The 17,041-nt window shown below is 43.4% G+C and carries 12 protein-coding genes; 10 read left to right on the forward strand and 2 right to left on the reverse strand.

All coding sequences use genetic code 11. The features are described 5' to 3' along the window. Window positions 1-74: 74 nt before the first annotated feature. Window positions 75-1,016, reverse strand: coding sequence for a bifunctional riboflavin kinase/FAD synthetase (locus FHS86_RS16255; RefSeq protein ID WP_429416114.1), 942 nt, complete (start codon window positions 1,014-1,016; stop codon window positions 75-77). A 200-nt stretch (window positions 1,017-1,216) separates the two neighbouring features. On the opposite strand from FHS86_RS16255, the gene FHS86_RS16260 reads away from it, so the two are divergent. From FHS86_RS16260 to FHS86_RS16270, 3 genes are all read left to right on the forward strand, one after another. Further along, window positions 1,217-2,359: a thioredoxin-like domain-containing protein gene (locus FHS86_RS16260; RefSeq protein ID WP_429416117.1), complete on the forward strand. Its 1,143-nt coding sequence runs from the start codon at window positions 1,217-1,219 to the stop codon at window positions 2,357-2,359. A 117-nt stretch (window positions 2,360-2,476) separates the two neighbouring features. Next, window positions 2,477-3,235 carry a UDP-2,3-diacylglucosamine diphosphatase gene (locus FHS86_RS16265; protein WP_429416119.1) on the forward strand — a complete coding sequence of 253 codons (759 nt, stop codon included), beginning with the start codon at window positions 2,477-2,479 and terminating at the stop codon, window positions 3,233-3,235. A gap of 10 nt (window positions 3,236-3,245) precedes the next feature. Beyond that, the gene (locus tag FHS86_RS16270; RefSeq protein WP_429416122.1) at window positions 3,246-4,331 is read left to right on the forward strand and encodes a 3-oxoacyl-ACP synthase III family protein; all 1,086 of its coding nucleotides are present in this window, start codon (window positions 3,246-3,248) and stop codon (window positions 4,329-4,331) included. Between the two features lie 68 nt (window positions 4,332-4,399). On the opposite strand, the gene FHS86_RS16275 is transcribed toward FHS86_RS16270, so the two are convergent. Beyond that, entirely contained in the window at window positions 4,400-5,674 is a 1,275-nt protein-coding gene (locus tag FHS86_RS16275; RefSeq protein ID WP_429416125.1) for an aspartate kinase, read from the reverse strand. Between the two features lie 235 nt (window positions 5,675-5,909). Here FHS86_RS16275 and FHS86_RS16280 point away from each other — a divergent pair, with 235 nt between their 5' ends. From FHS86_RS16280 to FHS86_RS16310, 7 genes are all read left to right on the forward strand, one after another. Then, window positions 5,910-6,449 (forward strand): ribosome maturation factor RimM, encoded by a 540-nt coding sequence (locus tag FHS86_RS16280; protein WP_429416127.1) that lies wholly within the window; start codon window positions 5,910-5,912, stop codon window positions 6,447-6,449. 68 nt (window positions 6,450-6,517) lie between these two features. Then, window positions 6,518-7,222 carry a head GIN domain-containing protein gene (locus FHS86_RS16285; RefSeq protein ID WP_429416130.1) on the forward strand — a complete coding sequence of 235 codons (705 nt, stop codon included), beginning with the start codon at window positions 6,518-6,520 and terminating at the stop codon, window positions 7,220-7,222. Between the two features lie 31 nt (window positions 7,223-7,253). Continuing rightward, the gene (locus FHS86_RS16290) at window positions 7,254-8,051 is read left to right on the forward strand and encodes a head GIN domain-containing protein (RefSeq protein WP_429416132.1); all 798 of its coding nucleotides are present in this window, start codon (window positions 7,254-7,256) and stop codon (window positions 8,049-8,051) included. A 374-nt stretch (window positions 8,052-8,425) separates the two neighbouring features. Continuing rightward, window positions 8,426-10,792, forward strand: a complete 2,367-nt coding sequence (locus FHS86_RS16295) for a glycoside hydrolase family 127 protein (protein WP_429416135.1) — start codon at window positions 8,426-8,428, stop codon at window positions 10,790-10,792. A gap of 60 nt (window positions 10,793-10,852) precedes the next feature. Next, window positions 10,853-12,979: a family 43 glycosylhydrolase gene (locus tag FHS86_RS16300; protein WP_429416138.1), complete on the forward strand. Its 2,127-nt coding sequence runs from the start codon at window positions 10,853-10,855 to the stop codon at window positions 12,977-12,979. A 16-nt stretch (window positions 12,980-12,995) separates the two neighbouring features. Further along, window positions 12,996-15,455 (forward strand): glycoside hydrolase family 127 protein, encoded by a 2,460-nt coding sequence (locus FHS86_RS16305; protein WP_429416140.1) that lies wholly within the window; start codon window positions 12,996-12,998, stop codon window positions 15,453-15,455. A gap of 404 nt (window positions 15,456-15,859) precedes the next feature. Beyond that, window positions 15,860-16,996, forward strand: coding sequence for an ATP-binding protein (locus FHS86_RS16310; RefSeq protein ID WP_429416143.1), 1,137 nt, complete (start codon window positions 15,860-15,862; stop codon window positions 16,994-16,996). The last annotated feature ends 45 nt before the right edge of the window (window positions 16,997-17,041 follow it).

Below are 17,041 nucleotides of genomic sequence, written 5' to 3' on the forward strand. Positions count from 1 at the left end.
TTTAAAGTGCAAAGATAATACAAGTGAGGAGCTAAAAAAAACAATAATGAACAGGAAAGGTTTGCAGTGTATACTTATAGTTTTCTGGCTGCCAATTGTTGTTTGACGATCTTTTGGTCGTTAATCAGTTGTTTTTTTAACGCTTCGATCGAAGCAAAGCGTTTTTCATCGCGTACCCTGAAGTGAAAAAATATACTGACTTCCTTTTTGTAAATATCCTGATTGAAATCAAAAATGTGGGCCTCGATGGTACGGTTGTCGGCATTGGTGTTCACCGTCGGACGAGAGCCGATATTCAGCATCGCCTTGTGTTCTTTGCCGTCAAGCAGTAGGGTAATGCCATAGACTCCCTGTGCCGGAATGAGTTTATGTTGATCGGTAGCTTCGATATTGGCCGTTGGAAATCCGATACTGCGACCCAGCTGGTTTCCTTCAGCCACCGTGCCGTGAATCGAAAAAGTATAGCCCAGAAATTTGCGGGCTCTTTCTACATCGCCCTCCTGCAGTGCTTTTCTTATTTTTGATGAGCTGATTCCGATTTCATCAATCAAAAAAGTGTCAATCTTTTCAACACCAAAGTGATGCTTCTCCGAAAGTTTTACAATGTTTTCATAACTGCCTTCGCGGTTTTTTCCAAGCCGGTGGTCGTGCCCGACAACCAGGGTGTTTAAATTCATTTTGCCAATGAGCAAATCGATGATGAACTCCTTATATGTGAGCGATGCAAATTCTTTTGTAAATGGATAGACTACCAGATGATCGACACCTGCCCGTTTCAACTGCTCAATTTTTTCATCGAGTGTTGTAATCAGGCGGAGGTTTTTTTCATTCTCGAACAGAATGAGCCGGGGATGAGGATAAAAAGTGAACAGCACACTTTCTCCCTGAACTGCTGCGGCAATCTGATTCAGCTGGTCGATTACTTTACGGTGTCCCAGGTGCACCCCATCAAAGGTTCCAATGGTAACAACCGGATTTATACCCTGAAAATTTTCAATGTTATGATGAATGATCAAATCTTCCAGTTTATTATTGACCGGCAAAATTAAATAATTTGAATTACTTTTTGATGATTTATCAATAATGATAAAAATGATCAGGCATTTAGGATGAAGGAAGCGTGCAATACATGGCTCCGAAATCTTAAAAATTGTTAGAGCGGTGCACGCTTGTGCTTAATTTGTTATTTTAGCCTCAAATTGTAAATCGAACAACTGTGAATAAACTCATTTGGATTTTTCTGGCAGCAACTGTGCTGCTTTCATGTTCCGACGACAACTTCACCATAGAAGGTAAAATTACAAACAGCCAGGCTTCAATGATTTACCTTGAGAAGCTTGAGATCAACGGGTCAACACCTGTCGATTCGGCAAAAATTGACAGTAAGGGAATGTTCAGGCTCAACGGAGCGGTTGGCTATCCAACTTTCTTTTTATTGAAGCTGAGCGATCAAAAAATCATTACACTCCTGGTCGATTCGCTTGAGGAAGTTTCGATTGCTGCAGATTATCTTAATTTTTCAAAGGATTATAAAGTGGAAGGATCATTGGGTTCACAAAAGGTGAAACAACTCAACGATCATCTTACGCAAACCAATACTTCGATCGATTCGTTGAAATCGCTCATTACCCTGTCGGTAAACGAGCGGGATTATGCCCAAAAAAGAGAGCAGTGGATCAGGGAGATCGAAACAGTGTATGAAAAGCAGGAAGAATTTTCGAAAAACTTTATTGCAGAAAATCCTTTTTCGATGGCCTCGGTACTTGCCATTTACCAGAAATTCAATGATAATAACTATGTTGTGCAGGATTTACAGTCACTTAAAATGGCTGCATCGGCCCTGCATTCAATGTATCCCAAATCAGTTCATGCCCAAACACTATACAAAAATGTGGAAGGCCTGATGAAAGACATCAAGGCGCAGGAAATGAGGGAATTTATCAATCAGTATGGTCAAAACTCACCCGAAGTGGTTTTGCCCGATCCAAAAGGAAATGATGTGGCACTTTCTTCCCTGCAGGGTAAGTACGTGCTGGTTCATTTTTGGGCTTCGTTCGACCGCAGCAGCAGAGTGATGAACGGTGTTCTGGCCGAAAATTATCGGGAGTTCAAAAACAAAGGCTTTGAAATTTACCAGATTTCGGTTGACAGCTCCAGAACTGAATGGACAAAGGCCATCGCCGACGACCAGTTGCGCTGGATTAATGTAGGCGATATGCGGGGTAGCAACGATGCAGTGAATAATTATAACATTACACAAATTCCGGCCAACTACCTCCTTGACAAGGAAGGCGCAATTGTGGCGAAAGACCTTAAGGGGCCTGCTCTGAATCGCACACTCAACGAACTTTTAAACTAATTGTTAGTAATATTCGATACTTTGCCGACTCTTTCCCTGCTATGTATGTTTTTTTTGTGTGCCTTATTCCTTTTTTTCTAAATTGCACCCGTTTTTAAAAAAATGTAAGCTTTTACATTGCCTGACAAGAAAACATATTTTGTTTCAGATGTCCACCTGGGAGCTCCGGCATTAAACAATAATCGCCAACGCGAGAAACTGTTTGTAAAATGGCTCGATGAAGCTGCTTCCGATGCCGAAGCGTTTTACTTACTGGGGGACATTTTTGATTTTTGGTACGAATACCGAAAAGTGGCTCCGCGCGGCTTTGTTCGTACCCTGGGGAAAATTGCCGAGATCACCGATAGTGGGATTCCTGTACATTATTTCACCGGAAATCATGACGTGTGGATTTACGATTACTTGCCTGACGAAATAGGGATCAAGCTGCATCGTGAGCCAGTTGTGAAAGATATTGGAGGAAAGACCTTTTTTCTTGGACATGGAGACGGACTCGATCCCAACGAAACGGGTTACCTCTTGCTGAAGAAACTGTTTACCAGTAAAACTGCCCAGTTTCTTTTTTCAAGACTGCATCCCAATCTGGCTTTTCATGCAGGTCATCTTTGGGCCAGGCAAAGCAGGTTGTCGAAAGGTACAGGACCCGAAATAAGCAAGGGGCCCGAATTTGAATCAACAGTAGCTTTTGCTAAGAAATATGTCAGGGATCATGAAGTAGATTTTTTTGTTTTCGGGCATCGCCATATTTTAATGGACGAAAGTATTCAACCCGGCACCAGGTTATTGATCCTTGGTGAATGGATCAATCATTTTTCGTATGCCGAATTTGACGGAGAAGAATTAACATTAAAGAAGTTCAATCATAACAGTTTGTGATTTACATATTATGAGTAAGAAAATTTATACGACCATCGTAGGATCGGGAAGCTATATACCCGAAGTGTTGGTAAAGAATGAAGATTTCAGGAATCACGATTTTTACGATCCCAAAAACAATAAAAAGTTTGATAAATCGAACGATGAGATCATTGAAAAATTTAAGGAAATCACCAATATTGATGAACGCCGCTGGGCCAGACCCGATCAGGTGACTTCCGATTTGGGTGCACTGGCTGCGCTCGATGCACTGAAAACAGCAGGTATTGAAGCCGATTCGCTTGACTTCATTATTGTAGGGCATAACTTTGGTGACATGGAGTCGGATACCAACCGCTCGATGCTGATTCCCAACATCGCAGCACGCGTGAAACAAAGAATGAATTTCAAGAAATCATCGGTGGTGGCTTTCGATGTGCTGGCTGGTTGTCCGGGATGGGTACAGGCCATGATTGTTGCCGATTCAATGATCAAATCGGGGAATTACAAACGGGGCCTTGTTGTGGGTGCCGATGTCAATTCACGAGTAGGCGATCCCTACGATCGCGATTGTATGATTTTTGCCGATGGAGCAGGTGCTGTAATTGTTGAGGGGCTTGAAAGTGAAACTCCCATCGGAATACTATCATTTGCCGAACGCACCGATGCGGTCGACTGGGCTGAACTTTTGGTTCAGGGGCCCTCGCTGAACAAAGATTTCGATCAGTCGCAACGCTTTATCAGAATGCAGGGACAGAAAGTATATGTTTATGCTTTGCAAAATGTACCTGGTGTGGCCCGTGAAGCACTAGAAAAAGCAGGACTTGTACTGTCAGATATTAAAAAAGTTCTGATTCATCAGGCCAACGAAAAAATGGACGAAGCCATTTGTCAGCGACTGATGAAACTTTATAAAATGAAAGGTTCTACCAAAGACATTATGCCGATGACAATTAATGAACTGGGAAATACCTCGGCAGCTACCATCCCAACCATGTACGACCTGATCAAAAAAGGCAAGATGAACGGCCACCAAATAGCAAGTGGCGATAACATTATTTTTACTTCAGTGGGAGCAGGCATGAATATCAATGCCATTATTTACCGCGAACCTTAATTGATCTTTATAAATAAAGAAAAGAGCCTGTTAGCTGGTAATAACCATGCTGACAGGCTCTTTTGGTATTATCCTTTTTTGCTATTTACAACAAGGAAGCGGGCTATGCGACGTGTTTTCTGTTCAACATACACGGTGCGATGAGCTATTTCCTGTTCGATTGCTTCTGCTGTGTAATGCCTTATGGTAATCAGCTCCAGCCCGTCGTTATAACGCACTTCGAACTGTTCGGCCAGGCGCTCAATAAGTTCCATCACACCATGCTCGGGCTGATCGATCGAAACCGATAACTTGAGCGCCGAATGCTGAAGCAGGTTGATTTTCATATCGAGATCGGAAAAAATACCAATGACCCACGACATGCTCTCTTCATCCATGAACGAAAAGTCGGGCTGCGATACGGTAATCAGTACCTGTTTGGTTTTCATGATATAAACAGGAAGCTTCTTCTTTTTTTGATCTTCTTCCCGATCGGGGCCAATAATGGTTCCTTCGGCTGCAGGCTTGATGAAGGAGCGCACATGCATTGGAATTTGATTGTTCTCGAGCGGTTTGATGGTTTTTGGGTGAATTACTTTCGCTCCGAAGAAGGTTAGTTCAACGGCTTCGCGATAGCTCATGTAGTCGATCTTCTTTGGATTTTTGAAATACTGCGGGTCGGCATTCAGTATGCCAGGCACATCTTTCCATATTTCTACTTTTTCGGCACCCAACACACTGGCAATAATGGCAGCTGTGTAGTCTGATCCTTCACGCCCAAGGGTGGTGGTAAGATCGGCAACTGTGGCACCTAAAAATCCCTGGGTTACATAAATGTTTTCATTTTTAAAATGAAATGCTTCGTTCATCAGTTGGCCGGTAAGTTCCCATTCGACTGCTGCATCGCGCCATTTGTTGTTGGTTTTCAGCAGAAAGCGAATGTCTTTCCAGGTATTTTGAATGCCCTGTTTATTGAGGTAGGCACTAATAATTAAGGTTGAAAGGAGCTCACCATAGCCAATGAGCTGGTCGTATTCAAAATCGTAGTCGATCGAGGGGGTGCGATCAAGTCGGTCTTCTATTTTAAACAGAAGCGCATCGATCTGTGAAAAAATTTCATCCTCTTTGCCAAACAACTCTTCAACAATCTGCATGTGATAGTTGCGGATAGTGGCAAGGTGTTCCCACTTTTGCTCCTCTTTTTTGTAGTAAGCACGTACCAGCTCTTCGAGCGCATTGGTCATTTTCCCCATCGCCGAAACAACAACAACCAGCCTGCCTTCCGATTGAGCTACAATCGAAGCAAGGTTTTTAACTCCTTTGGCATCTTTTACCGATGCTCCACCAAATTTGAAAACGCGCATAAGTATTATTTTTAAATAACACTGCAATATAGCGACTTCATTTCGAAAAAAATTGACAAAGATCATACATTGAAGATTATTCTCAGGGTGAGAAGAATGCAAAACTACATTCGTATCTTTGTCAACCGAAGACAGTAGGCGGGCACTTAAAAGTTGTGTTTAAGCCAAAAGCAGCTAATAATTAAAGCTACTCAATAAGGACGTCCTATGGGTTAAGTGTATAAATGACAATGTTATGACAGCAAGGAAAAGGATCAAAAGAGAGGAATGTGTTAAAATAGGTTTTACCAAGAAAAGTCACGGAGTTGAAGGAAAATTGCTCGCCATGATCGATAAGGGTTATGAAGAGACCATTGAGGCAGTTGATTATCTTTTTCTCGAGATCGAGGGCTTGCTGGTTCCTTATTTCATCGAAGCATTGGAATGGCGGGGCGACGATTCAGTGGCACTTCAGCTGGCTTTTATTCAATCGAAAGAAGAAGCCCGGCAATTCAGTGCCTTAAGCATTTTTGTTCATCAAAGCGATGTACAGATGCAGGATGATGATTTCGGGGTGCATCAGTTGAAAGGATACACCATTATCGACAGGCAGCTGGGTGAAATTGGTGTGATAGCAGCCATCGACGACTATGGCGGTAACCTGGTAATGACGGTTAACTATCAGGGAAAGGAACAGCTTGTTCCTTTTAACGAAGCGCTCGTAGTAGCTGTGCAGCCCGAAAATTCAACACTGATCATGAATTTCCCCGAAGGCTTGCTGAATTTAAACAGTTAATTTTTTTTCGCTTGCAACGCTTGTTGTTTTTGTTTGTCTTTTTTAACAGAAATAGAAAACACAAACACATGAAATCAATTCGAACCCTCCTTATTGTCGTCTTCATTCTGCTTCTTAACTGGCAGGCTCAAGCCGAACGTGGCCGTTCGATCGCCCGTTTCGACGAAATATCACTTCGTGTGGCAGCCAACCTCTATCTGGAGCAAGGCAACGAACGTTCACTGGAAATCACTGCCAACGACGCAACACTCGATAAGTTAATTGTCGAAGTACTTGGTGGAAAGCTAATTATCAGACTCAGTGTTGAAGACTGGCTTTTTGGAAGCTTTAAACCAGGTAAGATCGATATCAGACTGGTTGCCGATGAACCCATAAGCGCATTGAACATTCAGGGCTCGGGGAATATTATTGCCACCTCGGCCATTACTACTCCTTTTATTAAGCTGAATATTGCAGGCAGTGGCGATATTAAAATGAGTCAGCTCGAAACCAAACAGCTCGATGTGAATATCACCGGCAGTGGTGATGTAGTAGTTTCGGGGACTGAAATGCTCGACGAGATGCATGTTAATATAGCTGGCAGTGGCGATGTGATGGCTTATCAGCTGCAGGCACGTGAGGCTTTTGTCCGCATTGCCGGCAGTGGCGACTGCGATTTGTATGTAAGTGAACTGCTCGATGCAAAAATACTCGGATCGGGCGATGTAAATTACCGCGGTGAGCCTGCCCTTAGAACCAGCATCTCGGGCTCCGGAAGAGTGAAAAGTAAATAAAATAGTAAGTAATGATATTAAAATTATAGCCATGAAGTACAAAAACAAACTAATCATATTCAGCTTTTTGATGGCAGGAATGCTATCGTCGTGCGTCGACTTCTATCTGGGAAACGAAGGCTGCATTAAAGGAAGCGGTTCGATCGTTTCTGAAGAATTCTTTCTGTCTGACTTTAGCAAAGTAAGCAGTGAAACGGTAGTTGATGTGGAAATAGTCCAGGGCGATGAACAGAAAGTGATCGTGGAAGGACACGAAAACATGATCGATCAGATTGAACTGACAGTATTAAATGGTGAGCTGCAAATCGATTTGCGCAATCACTGTTATTCCACTTTTCAGTTAAAGGTTTTTATCACCCTACCACAGCTCGATGCAGTAAGTATTGAAAGTACGGGAAACATTACTTTGGGCGATTTTGCAAATGTTGCTTCATTCGATGTAAGTGTAAAAAGTACAGGCAATTTGAAAGGAAACGGTTTGTTGCAGGTTGCCGGATTGGTGGTGATCGAAAGTGAGTCGACCGGAAAAGTTGATCTTGAACTGTTGTGCGACGAACTGGAAGTTTTCATGAGCAGTACCGGAAATGTAAGTTTGTCGGGAAGCTGTGCATCCCAGTGGGTCGAGATGGATGGCACCGGGCATTATCGCAGTTATGAGCTCGATTCCGACTACTGCGAAGTGCTTTCCGATGGGGTGGGTGATGCCCAGCTTCAGGTCAACGAACAACTCGATGTTTATATCAACAGTGTCGGAAGTGTATACTATAAAGGAGACCCCGTTGTTAGTGTTAACGACAAAGGCACTGGCAGCCTTGTTAAGGTAGACTGAAAATGTAGCCAAAATAGGTCAAAATCCGTCCCGGAACCAACAGGTGTTCCGGGACGGATTTTTTGTGCCATACGGTTACCTCCGAGATGTTATGATTTAGTTTCTATCAAGATAAGCTTCAGTTTTCTTTGAATGAATTAGAGGTTTTGTTTAACGCTGTTTTCTTGTGTTTTTGTGTAAATACTTCATTTTAAGAAAGTAATTTTGGAAAGTAGGATGAAGGATGCTTCAGAAGCAAACACAATAGTGCAAACTTTTTGAACATTTGGTACTGCCTTGTTATTGAAAAAATGGCTATTTCACAGGGGTCGAAATGAACGACAACATGGTGTTTGAGATGAGCCTTGATAAACCGATAAACAAAAATACTTACTATGCTATTACAAAAATCAATAATTGCCTGCCTTTCAATGTTCGTATTGACAGGTTTTTTTTCATGTTCTCAGCACAGCGAGACTTCAATACATAAAGATGGAAGGGAAACGGTTGAATTCAAAGTAATTCCTTTTGAATTGAAAGATGTAAGTCTGCTTGAGGGGCCCTTTCATCATGCCACTGAATTGAACGAAGCCATCTTGCTGGCTTATGAGCCCGATCGTTTCCTTGCCAAATTCAGGATGGAAGCAGGCCTAGAACCCAAAGCCGGGCATTATCATGGATGGGAAGACAACACCATTGCCGGTCATAGCCTGGGACACTACCTGTCGGCCATTTCGATGATGTACGAAAGTACCGGCAACGAGGAATTGGCCAGGCGGGCAAATTATATAAGCGATGAATTGTACGAGTGCCAGCAGGCCGACGGTGAAGGATACCTGGGTGCCTTTCCCGACGGGAAAAGAATATTGGAGGATGAAGTGGCCAAAGGAGACATCAGGGCGCAGGGTTTTAACCTGAACGGGATATGGGTTCCTTATTATACCCAGCATAAAATCATGGACGGGCTGTTTCATGTATACCAGACTTTTGGTAATAAAAAGGCCCTGGAAATCAATCAGAAATTTGCCGACTGGCTGACTACCATTGTCGATGACCTTACTGACGACCAGCTTGAAACCATGCTTCATTGTGAGTATGGTGGAATTAACGAAACATTGGCTGAGTTGTACAATTTTACCGGCGATGAAAAATACCTACAGCTTTCACGGACTTTTCAGGATACTTTTGTGGTAGAGCAAATTATCAAGGGAATTGATGTAATGCCCGGAAAACATGCCAATACCAACATCCCAAAATTTGTTGGCCTGGCCCGTCGCTATGAACTTACCGGTGATGAAGCCGACAAACAGGGAGCCATGAATTTCTGGGATTTTATTGTCCATGATCATTCTTATGTGACCGGAGGAAACGGAAACCATGAGTACCTTGGTGAACCTGGGAAACTTAACGACCGCTTAAGCCATAATACCACCGAAACCTGCAATGTTTACAACATGCTTAAGTTATCGCGCCATTTGTTCGAATGGAGTGGCTCGGCCGAAGTGATGGACTTTTACGAAAGGGCTTTGTTTAACCACATCCTGTCGTCGCAACACAACGAAACAGGCCATGTTATTTACAACCTGTCCATCGACATGGGGGGACACAAGGTGTATCAGGATCCGTACTGGTTTACCTGCTGTGTGGGAAGTGGTATGGAAAACCATTCGAAATACGGAAAGAATATTTTCTATCATAATAACGAAGCACTGTATGTGGCTCAGTTTATTGCAGCTGAGCTCAATTGGGCAGAAAAGGGCTTGAAAGTCAGGCAGACTACTCAATTTCCCGAAGAGGAGGCAAGCAGGCTCGAGTTTGAATGTGAGCAGCCCGTCGATCTGTTGTTAAAGGTGCGTTATCCGCATTGGGCACAGAATGGAATGCAGATCAAGGTAAACGGAAAAACACGAAAGGTAAAGGGCGAACCCGGCAGCTTTGTGGAACTGGGCGATCGCTGGGAAAACGGCGATGTGGTGGAAATCACCTTTCCCTTCAGTTTGCGCATTGAAACGATGCCCGACAATCCGAACAGAATCGCTGTATTTAATGGACCTGTTGTACTGGCTGGTGAGTTGGGGCCCGTTCCCGATTCAAATGCCAACGACCCCATGTATGTTCCTGTGCTAATGACTAAAGACGTCAATCCGGCCAACTGGCTCGAAGCGGTAGAGGGCCAAACGAATACCTTCATTACCCGTGAAGTTGGCTTTCCGCGCGATGTGATGTTAAAGCCTTTCTACCGCACCCACGACCGTCATTACACGATTTTCTGGGATACCTATAACGATGAGGAATGGGATCAGTTTCAGGAAGAATACCAGTCAGAAATGAAAAGAAAAAAAGAACTGGAACAGAATACCATCGATCACTTCCGCATTGGTGAAATGCAGCCCGAGCGCGACCATCATTTTAAAGATTCCCTGTCATGGGTTGGAGAGTACAAATCGAAAAAATTCAGGGAGGCCGATCGCGATGGCTGGTTCTCATTCGAAATGAAGGTGAACGATGAGCATCAGCTTGCACTGGTTTGCGAATACTGGGGCGGTTATTCGGGATCCAAAACGTTCGATATTTATGTCGGGGATGAATTATTGGCAAGTGAGAATATTTCCAATAAGGCTCCCGGAAAATTTATCGATGTGGCCTATGATCTTCCTTCAGAGTTAATTGAAGGCAGGGATAAAATCACAGTCAAATTTGTACCTCATAAAGGACATCGTGCAGGGCCTGTATTTACTGTTAGAACGATCAAAATTAATTAGGTTAATATTTCCTGTACCAGGTTTTCTTTTACCCGGTACAGGATTTTTTTTACAAGTGCTATGAGAAACAGTATACTGTATGCATCCTTTTTTGTTTTCTGCCTGATGTTAACTCACCATGCCAGGGCTGCTAATGATTATAGTGAAGAAGGAAATCAAAATCCTTTACTACCGGGTTATTTTGCCGATCCAACCATTAAAAAGTTTGGTGATACCTATTATCTATATGTCACTACCGATGGCGTAAAACTGGCATCGGGAGAACCAACCGTTTGGTTGAGCAAGGACTTTAAAAACTGGTATTGTCAGGAAATGGACATCGATTTGCCCGAAGGTTTGACCAATTGCTGGGCACCCGATGTCGTTGAGCAAAATGGGAAATATTACTACTACATGGGCAATTGTCAGTTCGGCTGTAACATTTACGCTTACGTGTCCGACAATCCGGTGGGGCCATGGAAAGCCATCAAAAAAGGAGAGCCGGTAATTCCCGTTGGTACCGGGAAAGAACACCTCCCCGCCTTGGATGCACAGTTTTTTACCGATGACGACGGCACATTGTATTCTCATTTTGGAACATGGTGTACCTCGTTTGGCGGTGTAGGCTGGGCCGAAATTGATGCAAACGATATGACCACCATTGTTGAAAGTGGCTTAATTCCTATTGAGCAGCTTCCGCATGCTTTCGAAGCCAGTTATATGATCAAGCGCAATGGTAAATACATTTTGATGTACTCATCGGGCGATTGCAAAATTGAAAGCTATGCAGTGCATTACGCCTGGGCCGACTCGCCCACAGGGCCATTCCACTATGGGGCAAACAACCCCATATTGTCAACCAATGCCGATGCATCTATCGATGGCCCCGGGCACCACAGCATATTGAAAGAGGACGACGACTATTACATGCTTTATCACCGGCACGATAATCCGCACAGCACCGGTGGCATGTTTCGCCAAACCTGTGCCGATAAAATGGAATTTCTGAACGATACCACTATTGCGACAATGAACCCAACACACAACGGGGTAGGGGCCTTGGTCGATTTACCGCACTTTGAAAATCTGGCACTTGGTGCCAAAGCCGGAGCTACTTCTGAATACCATTTGCAGGCGCCGGTCAGTCGTTATAACAAGAAGGGGGTCGATCATTTGTACAAAGCGGCTTATGCCTCCGATGATAACAACGGCACACTTTGGAAAGCTGCCAGTGCCCAAATGCCGCAGTCGCTGGTAATCGACCTGGGACAGGTTCACGATGTACAGCGGGTGATGATTCAGTTTGAATATGCAAGCTATTATTATCAATACAAAATTGAAAGCGCTACCGATGAAAGCAACTGGGTACTTTTTGCCGATCAAACGGCCAACCGGACCAGCGCATCACCAACCATTGACGACCATGCACAAGCTGCGCGTTATTTGAAAATTACAATCACAGGAACAGAGAAAACCGGGATGTACCCTGCTATTTGGAATGTTAAAGTATACGATGAACTGTTTCCTGTAATTGAGGTTGAAAACAAAGCCGTAGCAACAGCCCCAGCCATTATTGGTAAAGGAGCATTGTTGGTCGATTTTGATACCGAAAAACTCAAAACCGGTAAGTTAGAAAAGCCGATTATAAACAAGGGAAAGCTCAAAGGCAGCTTCAATGCCATTGGTTCTCCTGAAATTACCCAAAAAGAAGGGCAAAGCGCCATGCGTTTAGATGGGAAAAGCTATCTTGAACTTGACAGACAAGCCCCTGAAACACTGAACTGGAATGCCCCCTTTACTGTGGCTGCAACATTTTTTGCCGAAGAGATACCCGATGGAAAGTGCATCGTGGCGTGGAATGCACGTGCCAACATGTTGCAGGCTTCGTATGCCGCATTAATGTATGGCAAAGCGAATTATGGTGCCATGGCACACGGTGATGGCGCTGTTGACCTGCCTTTTAAAAGCATCCCCGAAGCAGGCAAGTGGCATACCATGGTCGTTTCTTTCGACGGAATGAATGAGAAAGTATATGTTGATGGTCAGCTAAATACACAAATGCCATTGATGCTCTTTGTTGAAGCCGGTAAAATTCGCATCGGCGCATCGGGAATGCCCACAGAAAATTTTGAAGGCTACATCGGAAAAGTAAAAATATACGATGGGGCTTTGAGCGAGGATAAAATTGTCAATTTGTTTACTAAATAAAATGAAACCAATCGTAATGAATAGAATTAAAATAAAAGTTATTATATCAGCTGTTGCATCTTTTATGCTTCTTTCAGCAGCGCTGTCTCTGCCCTTTGTTTCGTGCAGGAATTCTGCATCAGAAGGCAAAAATTCGGAAGTTAAGACCATCGAGTCGGTTTCGTTCACTTCGGTTGAATTAAGCGACAATTTCTGGGCTCCCAGAATTAAAACCAATCATGAGGTAACCATCCCCATTGCCATTGAGCAGTCTGAAATTTCAGGACGCATTAAAAATTTCGATATTGCCGCTGGTTTGGAATCAGGGCAATTTTGTTCTGAACTACCCTTCGACGATTCAGATATTTATAAAATTATTGAAGCCGCCAGCTATTCAATGCAAACCCGCCCCGATGAACAGATGGATGCGGTGATTGATTCACTGATTTCTAAAATTCAACTGGCACAGGAAGCAGATGGATACCTTTATACCAATTTGACCATTGCCCAAAAAAATAATGACGAAGCACACCCCTGGGTTGGAGAAGGCAGGTGGGACAAAGTACATGAACTTAGCCACGAACTTTATAATCTGGGACATCTGTTCGAAGCCGCTGTAGCGCACTATCAGTCAGCCGGAAAGAGAAATTTTCTCGATGTTGCAATTAAAGCCGCCGACATGATCGACCGTGAATTTGGATGGGGTAAACGCGAGAATTTTCCCGGGCACCAGGAAGTGGAACTGGGACTCATCAAGTTGTATCATGTTACAGGAGAAAAACGCTACCTCGATCTGGCCAAATTTTTCCTCGACGTGCGTGGTAAAGTACCGGGCGGGAATGAATACAACCAGTCGCACCTGCCCGTAGTAGATCAAAGCGAAGCAGTTGGTCATGCCGTCAGGGCTACCTACATGTACTCAGCCATGGCCGACATCGCTGCTATTTTGAAGGATGAATCATACAACCATGCCAATCGTGCCATCTGGAACGACATTGTGGGGACCAAAATTTATGTAACCGGTGGAATTGGTGCTTCAGGCGGAAACGAAGGTTTTAACGGGCCTTACAACCTGCCCAACATGTCGGCCTATTGCGAAACCTGTGCCTCGGTAGGTATGATCATGTGGAACCACCGCTTGTTTCTGGCTGATGGCGATGCCAAATATTACGACGTGCTTGAACGAACGCTTTATAATGCCTTCCTTTCGGGCGTATCGCTTAGTGGCGACCGCTTTTTTTATCCCAATGTGTTGGAATCGATGGGGCAGCACAAACGCGGTAAGTGGTTTGGTTGCGCCTGTTGTCCGCCCAACGTGGCACGGCTCTTACCTTCGTTGCCCGGGTACCTGTATGCCAAATCGGAAAATTCGGTTTACGTAAACCTGTTTGCCGATAACCATGCAAAGTTTGATTTCAAGGGTCAGCAGGTCGAATTGATCCAGAAAACGCAATATCCCTGGAAGGGCGAAGTTGAAATTCAGGTAAGTCCTGAAAAGAAGGACCAATTCAGCCTGAGGGTGCGTATACCCGGATGGGCCGAAGAAAGTGCAATTCCTGAAAACCTCTATACATTCAGCAATACCGCATCAGAGAAAGTGAAGATCAAAGTAAATGGAAGGAAAATCAGGGCAAAGCGCGATAAAGGATATGCAGTAATCACCAGGAAGTGGAGTAAAGGCGATGTGGTAAAAATTGCTTTTCCAATGGAAGTGCGTTATGTTAAAGCCGATAAAAGGGTGGAAGCCGATATCGAGCGCATGGCCTTGCAGCGTGGCCCCATTGTTTTCTGCGCCGAATGGCCCGACAATAATGATGGAAACGTGCTTAGCCTGATGTTCGACAAAGTACCTGAAACAACAACTTCGTTTAATCCTGAATTGCTTAACGGGGTTGAGGTCATTCAAACTTCGGCCAGAGAAGTAGCGCGGAACATCGATTCTACCTTTAATTATTCAGAAGCTGTTCCGGTAACCCTTATTCCTTATTACTCATGGAACAACCGAGGGCCGGGCGAAATGATGGTGTGGTTGCCCGTCAGCGAGAAAAGCGTTTATCCGCAACCTGCACCAACCATAGCCAACAAAAGTACGGTTTCGGCCAGTGTGCCGTCGCCTGCGCTCAAAGTAGCCCTCACCGACCAGTACGAGCCGTTGCACGCCAACGACCATACGCGCCCATATTATCACTGGTGGCCTAAAAACAACTCGTGGGAATGGGTTCAGTACAATTTTGAAAAAGAAGAGACCATTTCTTCATCAAAGGTTTATTGGTTCGACGATGGCCCATGGGGCGGTTGCCGCATTCCGGCTGCCTGGGAGCTTGAATACCTTTCGGGGGGAGAATGGCTTCCTGTAAAAGCTGGTTCGGCATATAAAGTCAGGAAAAATGCCTGGGATGAAATTCATTTTGAGCCGGTGGTGACCAGTGCCATTCGTATGAAGGTGAAATTGCCCGAATCGCATTCAACCGGCATTCATGAATGGATTGTTCAGTAATATTGTTGATGGATAAAGAGAAGGAAAGCTTTGGTCATATTTTTGGCTGAAGCTTTTTTGTTTATTTACATTGTTGAAAATACAAGCTCATTTTACCATTATTGCCTGGTGTTTAGGGAACAATATTTTCTTTTTTTGCTGTTCATTTCATAAATGTTGAATATTATCAAGAATAATAGTGTAAATGATGAAAATAAACAACATTGGGTATGTTCTTACCTTTTTTGAAGTTGCCGGGCAAAATACTTCCGAAAACTTTATCAATCCTTGAATTTGACTCAATTTATAGATTTGACTCCCTGAATTTATTAAAATACAAGGAGCACTCTCCCTGAATTTCAGTTAATTTGAGGAATTACAATGTTTTTTGTTAACTTTGATCCTGGTTTTAAAAATATTAGTCTATGAATATCAGGAATCTACCCCGATCGATGGAGAGAAGTGTTTTGGAAGCACTAAAGCCGGGGCATGTTGTAGGTCTTTTGGGGGCCAGACGGGTTGGAAAAACGTTTTTAATGGAACAGGTTAAGACTTACCTGTCCGATAGGAAAATTCTCACCGTACAAGGTGATAATCTTGATGTGGCCGAAATATTATCAAGTAGCCGCCTAAGCTTGCTTGAGCGTTTTGTAAAGGGTTATGATACATTGTTTATTGACGAAGCGCAAATGATTCCTGATATTGGTGCAAACCTGAAGCTTTTAGTGGATGTGCATCCCGAAATTGTTGTTTTTGTTACAGGATCATCGGCATTTGACCTTAAAACCAAAACCGGAGAACCATTAACCGGACGGAGCACTTTTTTCAATCTGTATCCATTTGCACAAATGGAACTAAGCGAAGATTTTTTGAAAGTTAAGGGTACACTTGAACAAAAATTGATTTTCGGCATGTATCCACAAGTATATCTGTCAAATAATGTTGATGAGAAAATAGATTACCTGGAGAGTATTCGCGAAGGATATTTACTAAAAGATTTGCTTCTGATAGATAATATGAAGAGTGCCCTTTTTGTACTGAACTTGTTGAGGTTAATTGCTTTTCAGATTGGCAATGAAGTTTCTTTTAGTGAATTAGGGAGGGCATTAAATGCTGATAATAAAACTGTTCAACGTTATCTCGAACTACTGGAAAAAATGTACGTCATTTTTTCTCTTAACGGTTTTAGTCGTAACCTAAGAAAAGAATATACCAAGTCGCCACGATATTATTTTTGGGATAACGGGATAAGGAATGCATTGATATCAAATTATAACCAATTTGCTCAACGCGATGATGTAGGAAAATTGTGGGAAAATTATTGCATTTCAGAACGGATGAAACGCAACCATTATTCACGTAACCGTGTGAATAGCTATTTCTGGAGAACGTACGATCAAAAGGAAATTGATTATGTAGAAGAAAGTGGTGGCAAGTTGTTTGGATACGAAATGAAATGGGGAAAGTCGCGTTCGTCTGGTGAAAAATTATTTTCGGCTACATATGCAAATGCAACAGTTGCGACCATTAACCCCGAAAATCATCTTGATTTTATACTTTGAGCTGAAATACTACTGCTACCCTTTCTGTGTTGCTCACAAAAAAGC

This window comes from Roseimarinus sediminis (assembly GCF_050433125.1).
GTDB classification, from domain to species: Bacteria; Bacteroidota; Bacteroidia; order Bacteroidales; family Prolixibacteraceae; genus Roseimarinus; species Roseimarinus sediminis.

Coding starts and splice junctions, on each gene's coding strand:
- FHS86_RS16270 (WP_429416122.1), top strand. CDS start 3,246: ATGAGTAAGAAAATTTATACGACCATCGTAGGATCGGGAAGCTATATA.
- FHS86_RS16275 (WP_429416125.1), bottom strand. CDS start 5,674: ATGCGCGTTTTCAAATTTGGTGGAGCATCGGTAAAAGATGCCAAAGGA.
- FHS86_RS16280 (WP_429416127.1), top strand. CDS start 5,910: ATGACAGCAAGGAAAAGGATCAAAAGAGAGGAATGTGTTAAAATAGGT.
- FHS86_RS16285 (WP_429416130.1), top strand. CDS start 6,518: ATGAAATCAATTCGAACCCTCCTTATTGTCGTCTTCATTCTGCTTCTT.
- FHS86_RS16290 (WP_429416132.1), top strand. CDS start 7,254: ATGAAGTACAAAAACAAACTAATCATATTCAGCTTTTTGATGGCAGGA.
- FHS86_RS16295 (WP_429416135.1), top strand. CDS start 8,426: ATGCTATTACAAAAATCAATAATTGCCTGCCTTTCAATGTTCGTATTG.
- FHS86_RS16300 (WP_429416138.1), top strand. CDS start 10,853: ATGAGAAACAGTATACTGTATGCATCCTTTTTTGTTTTCTGCCTGATG.
- FHS86_RS16305 (WP_429416140.1), top strand. CDS start 12,996: ATGAATAGAATTAAAATAAAAGTTATTATATCAGCTGTTGCATCTTTT.
- FHS86_RS16310 (WP_429416143.1), top strand. CDS start 15,860: ATGAATATCAGGAATCTACCCCGATCGATGGAGAGAAGTGTTTTGGAA.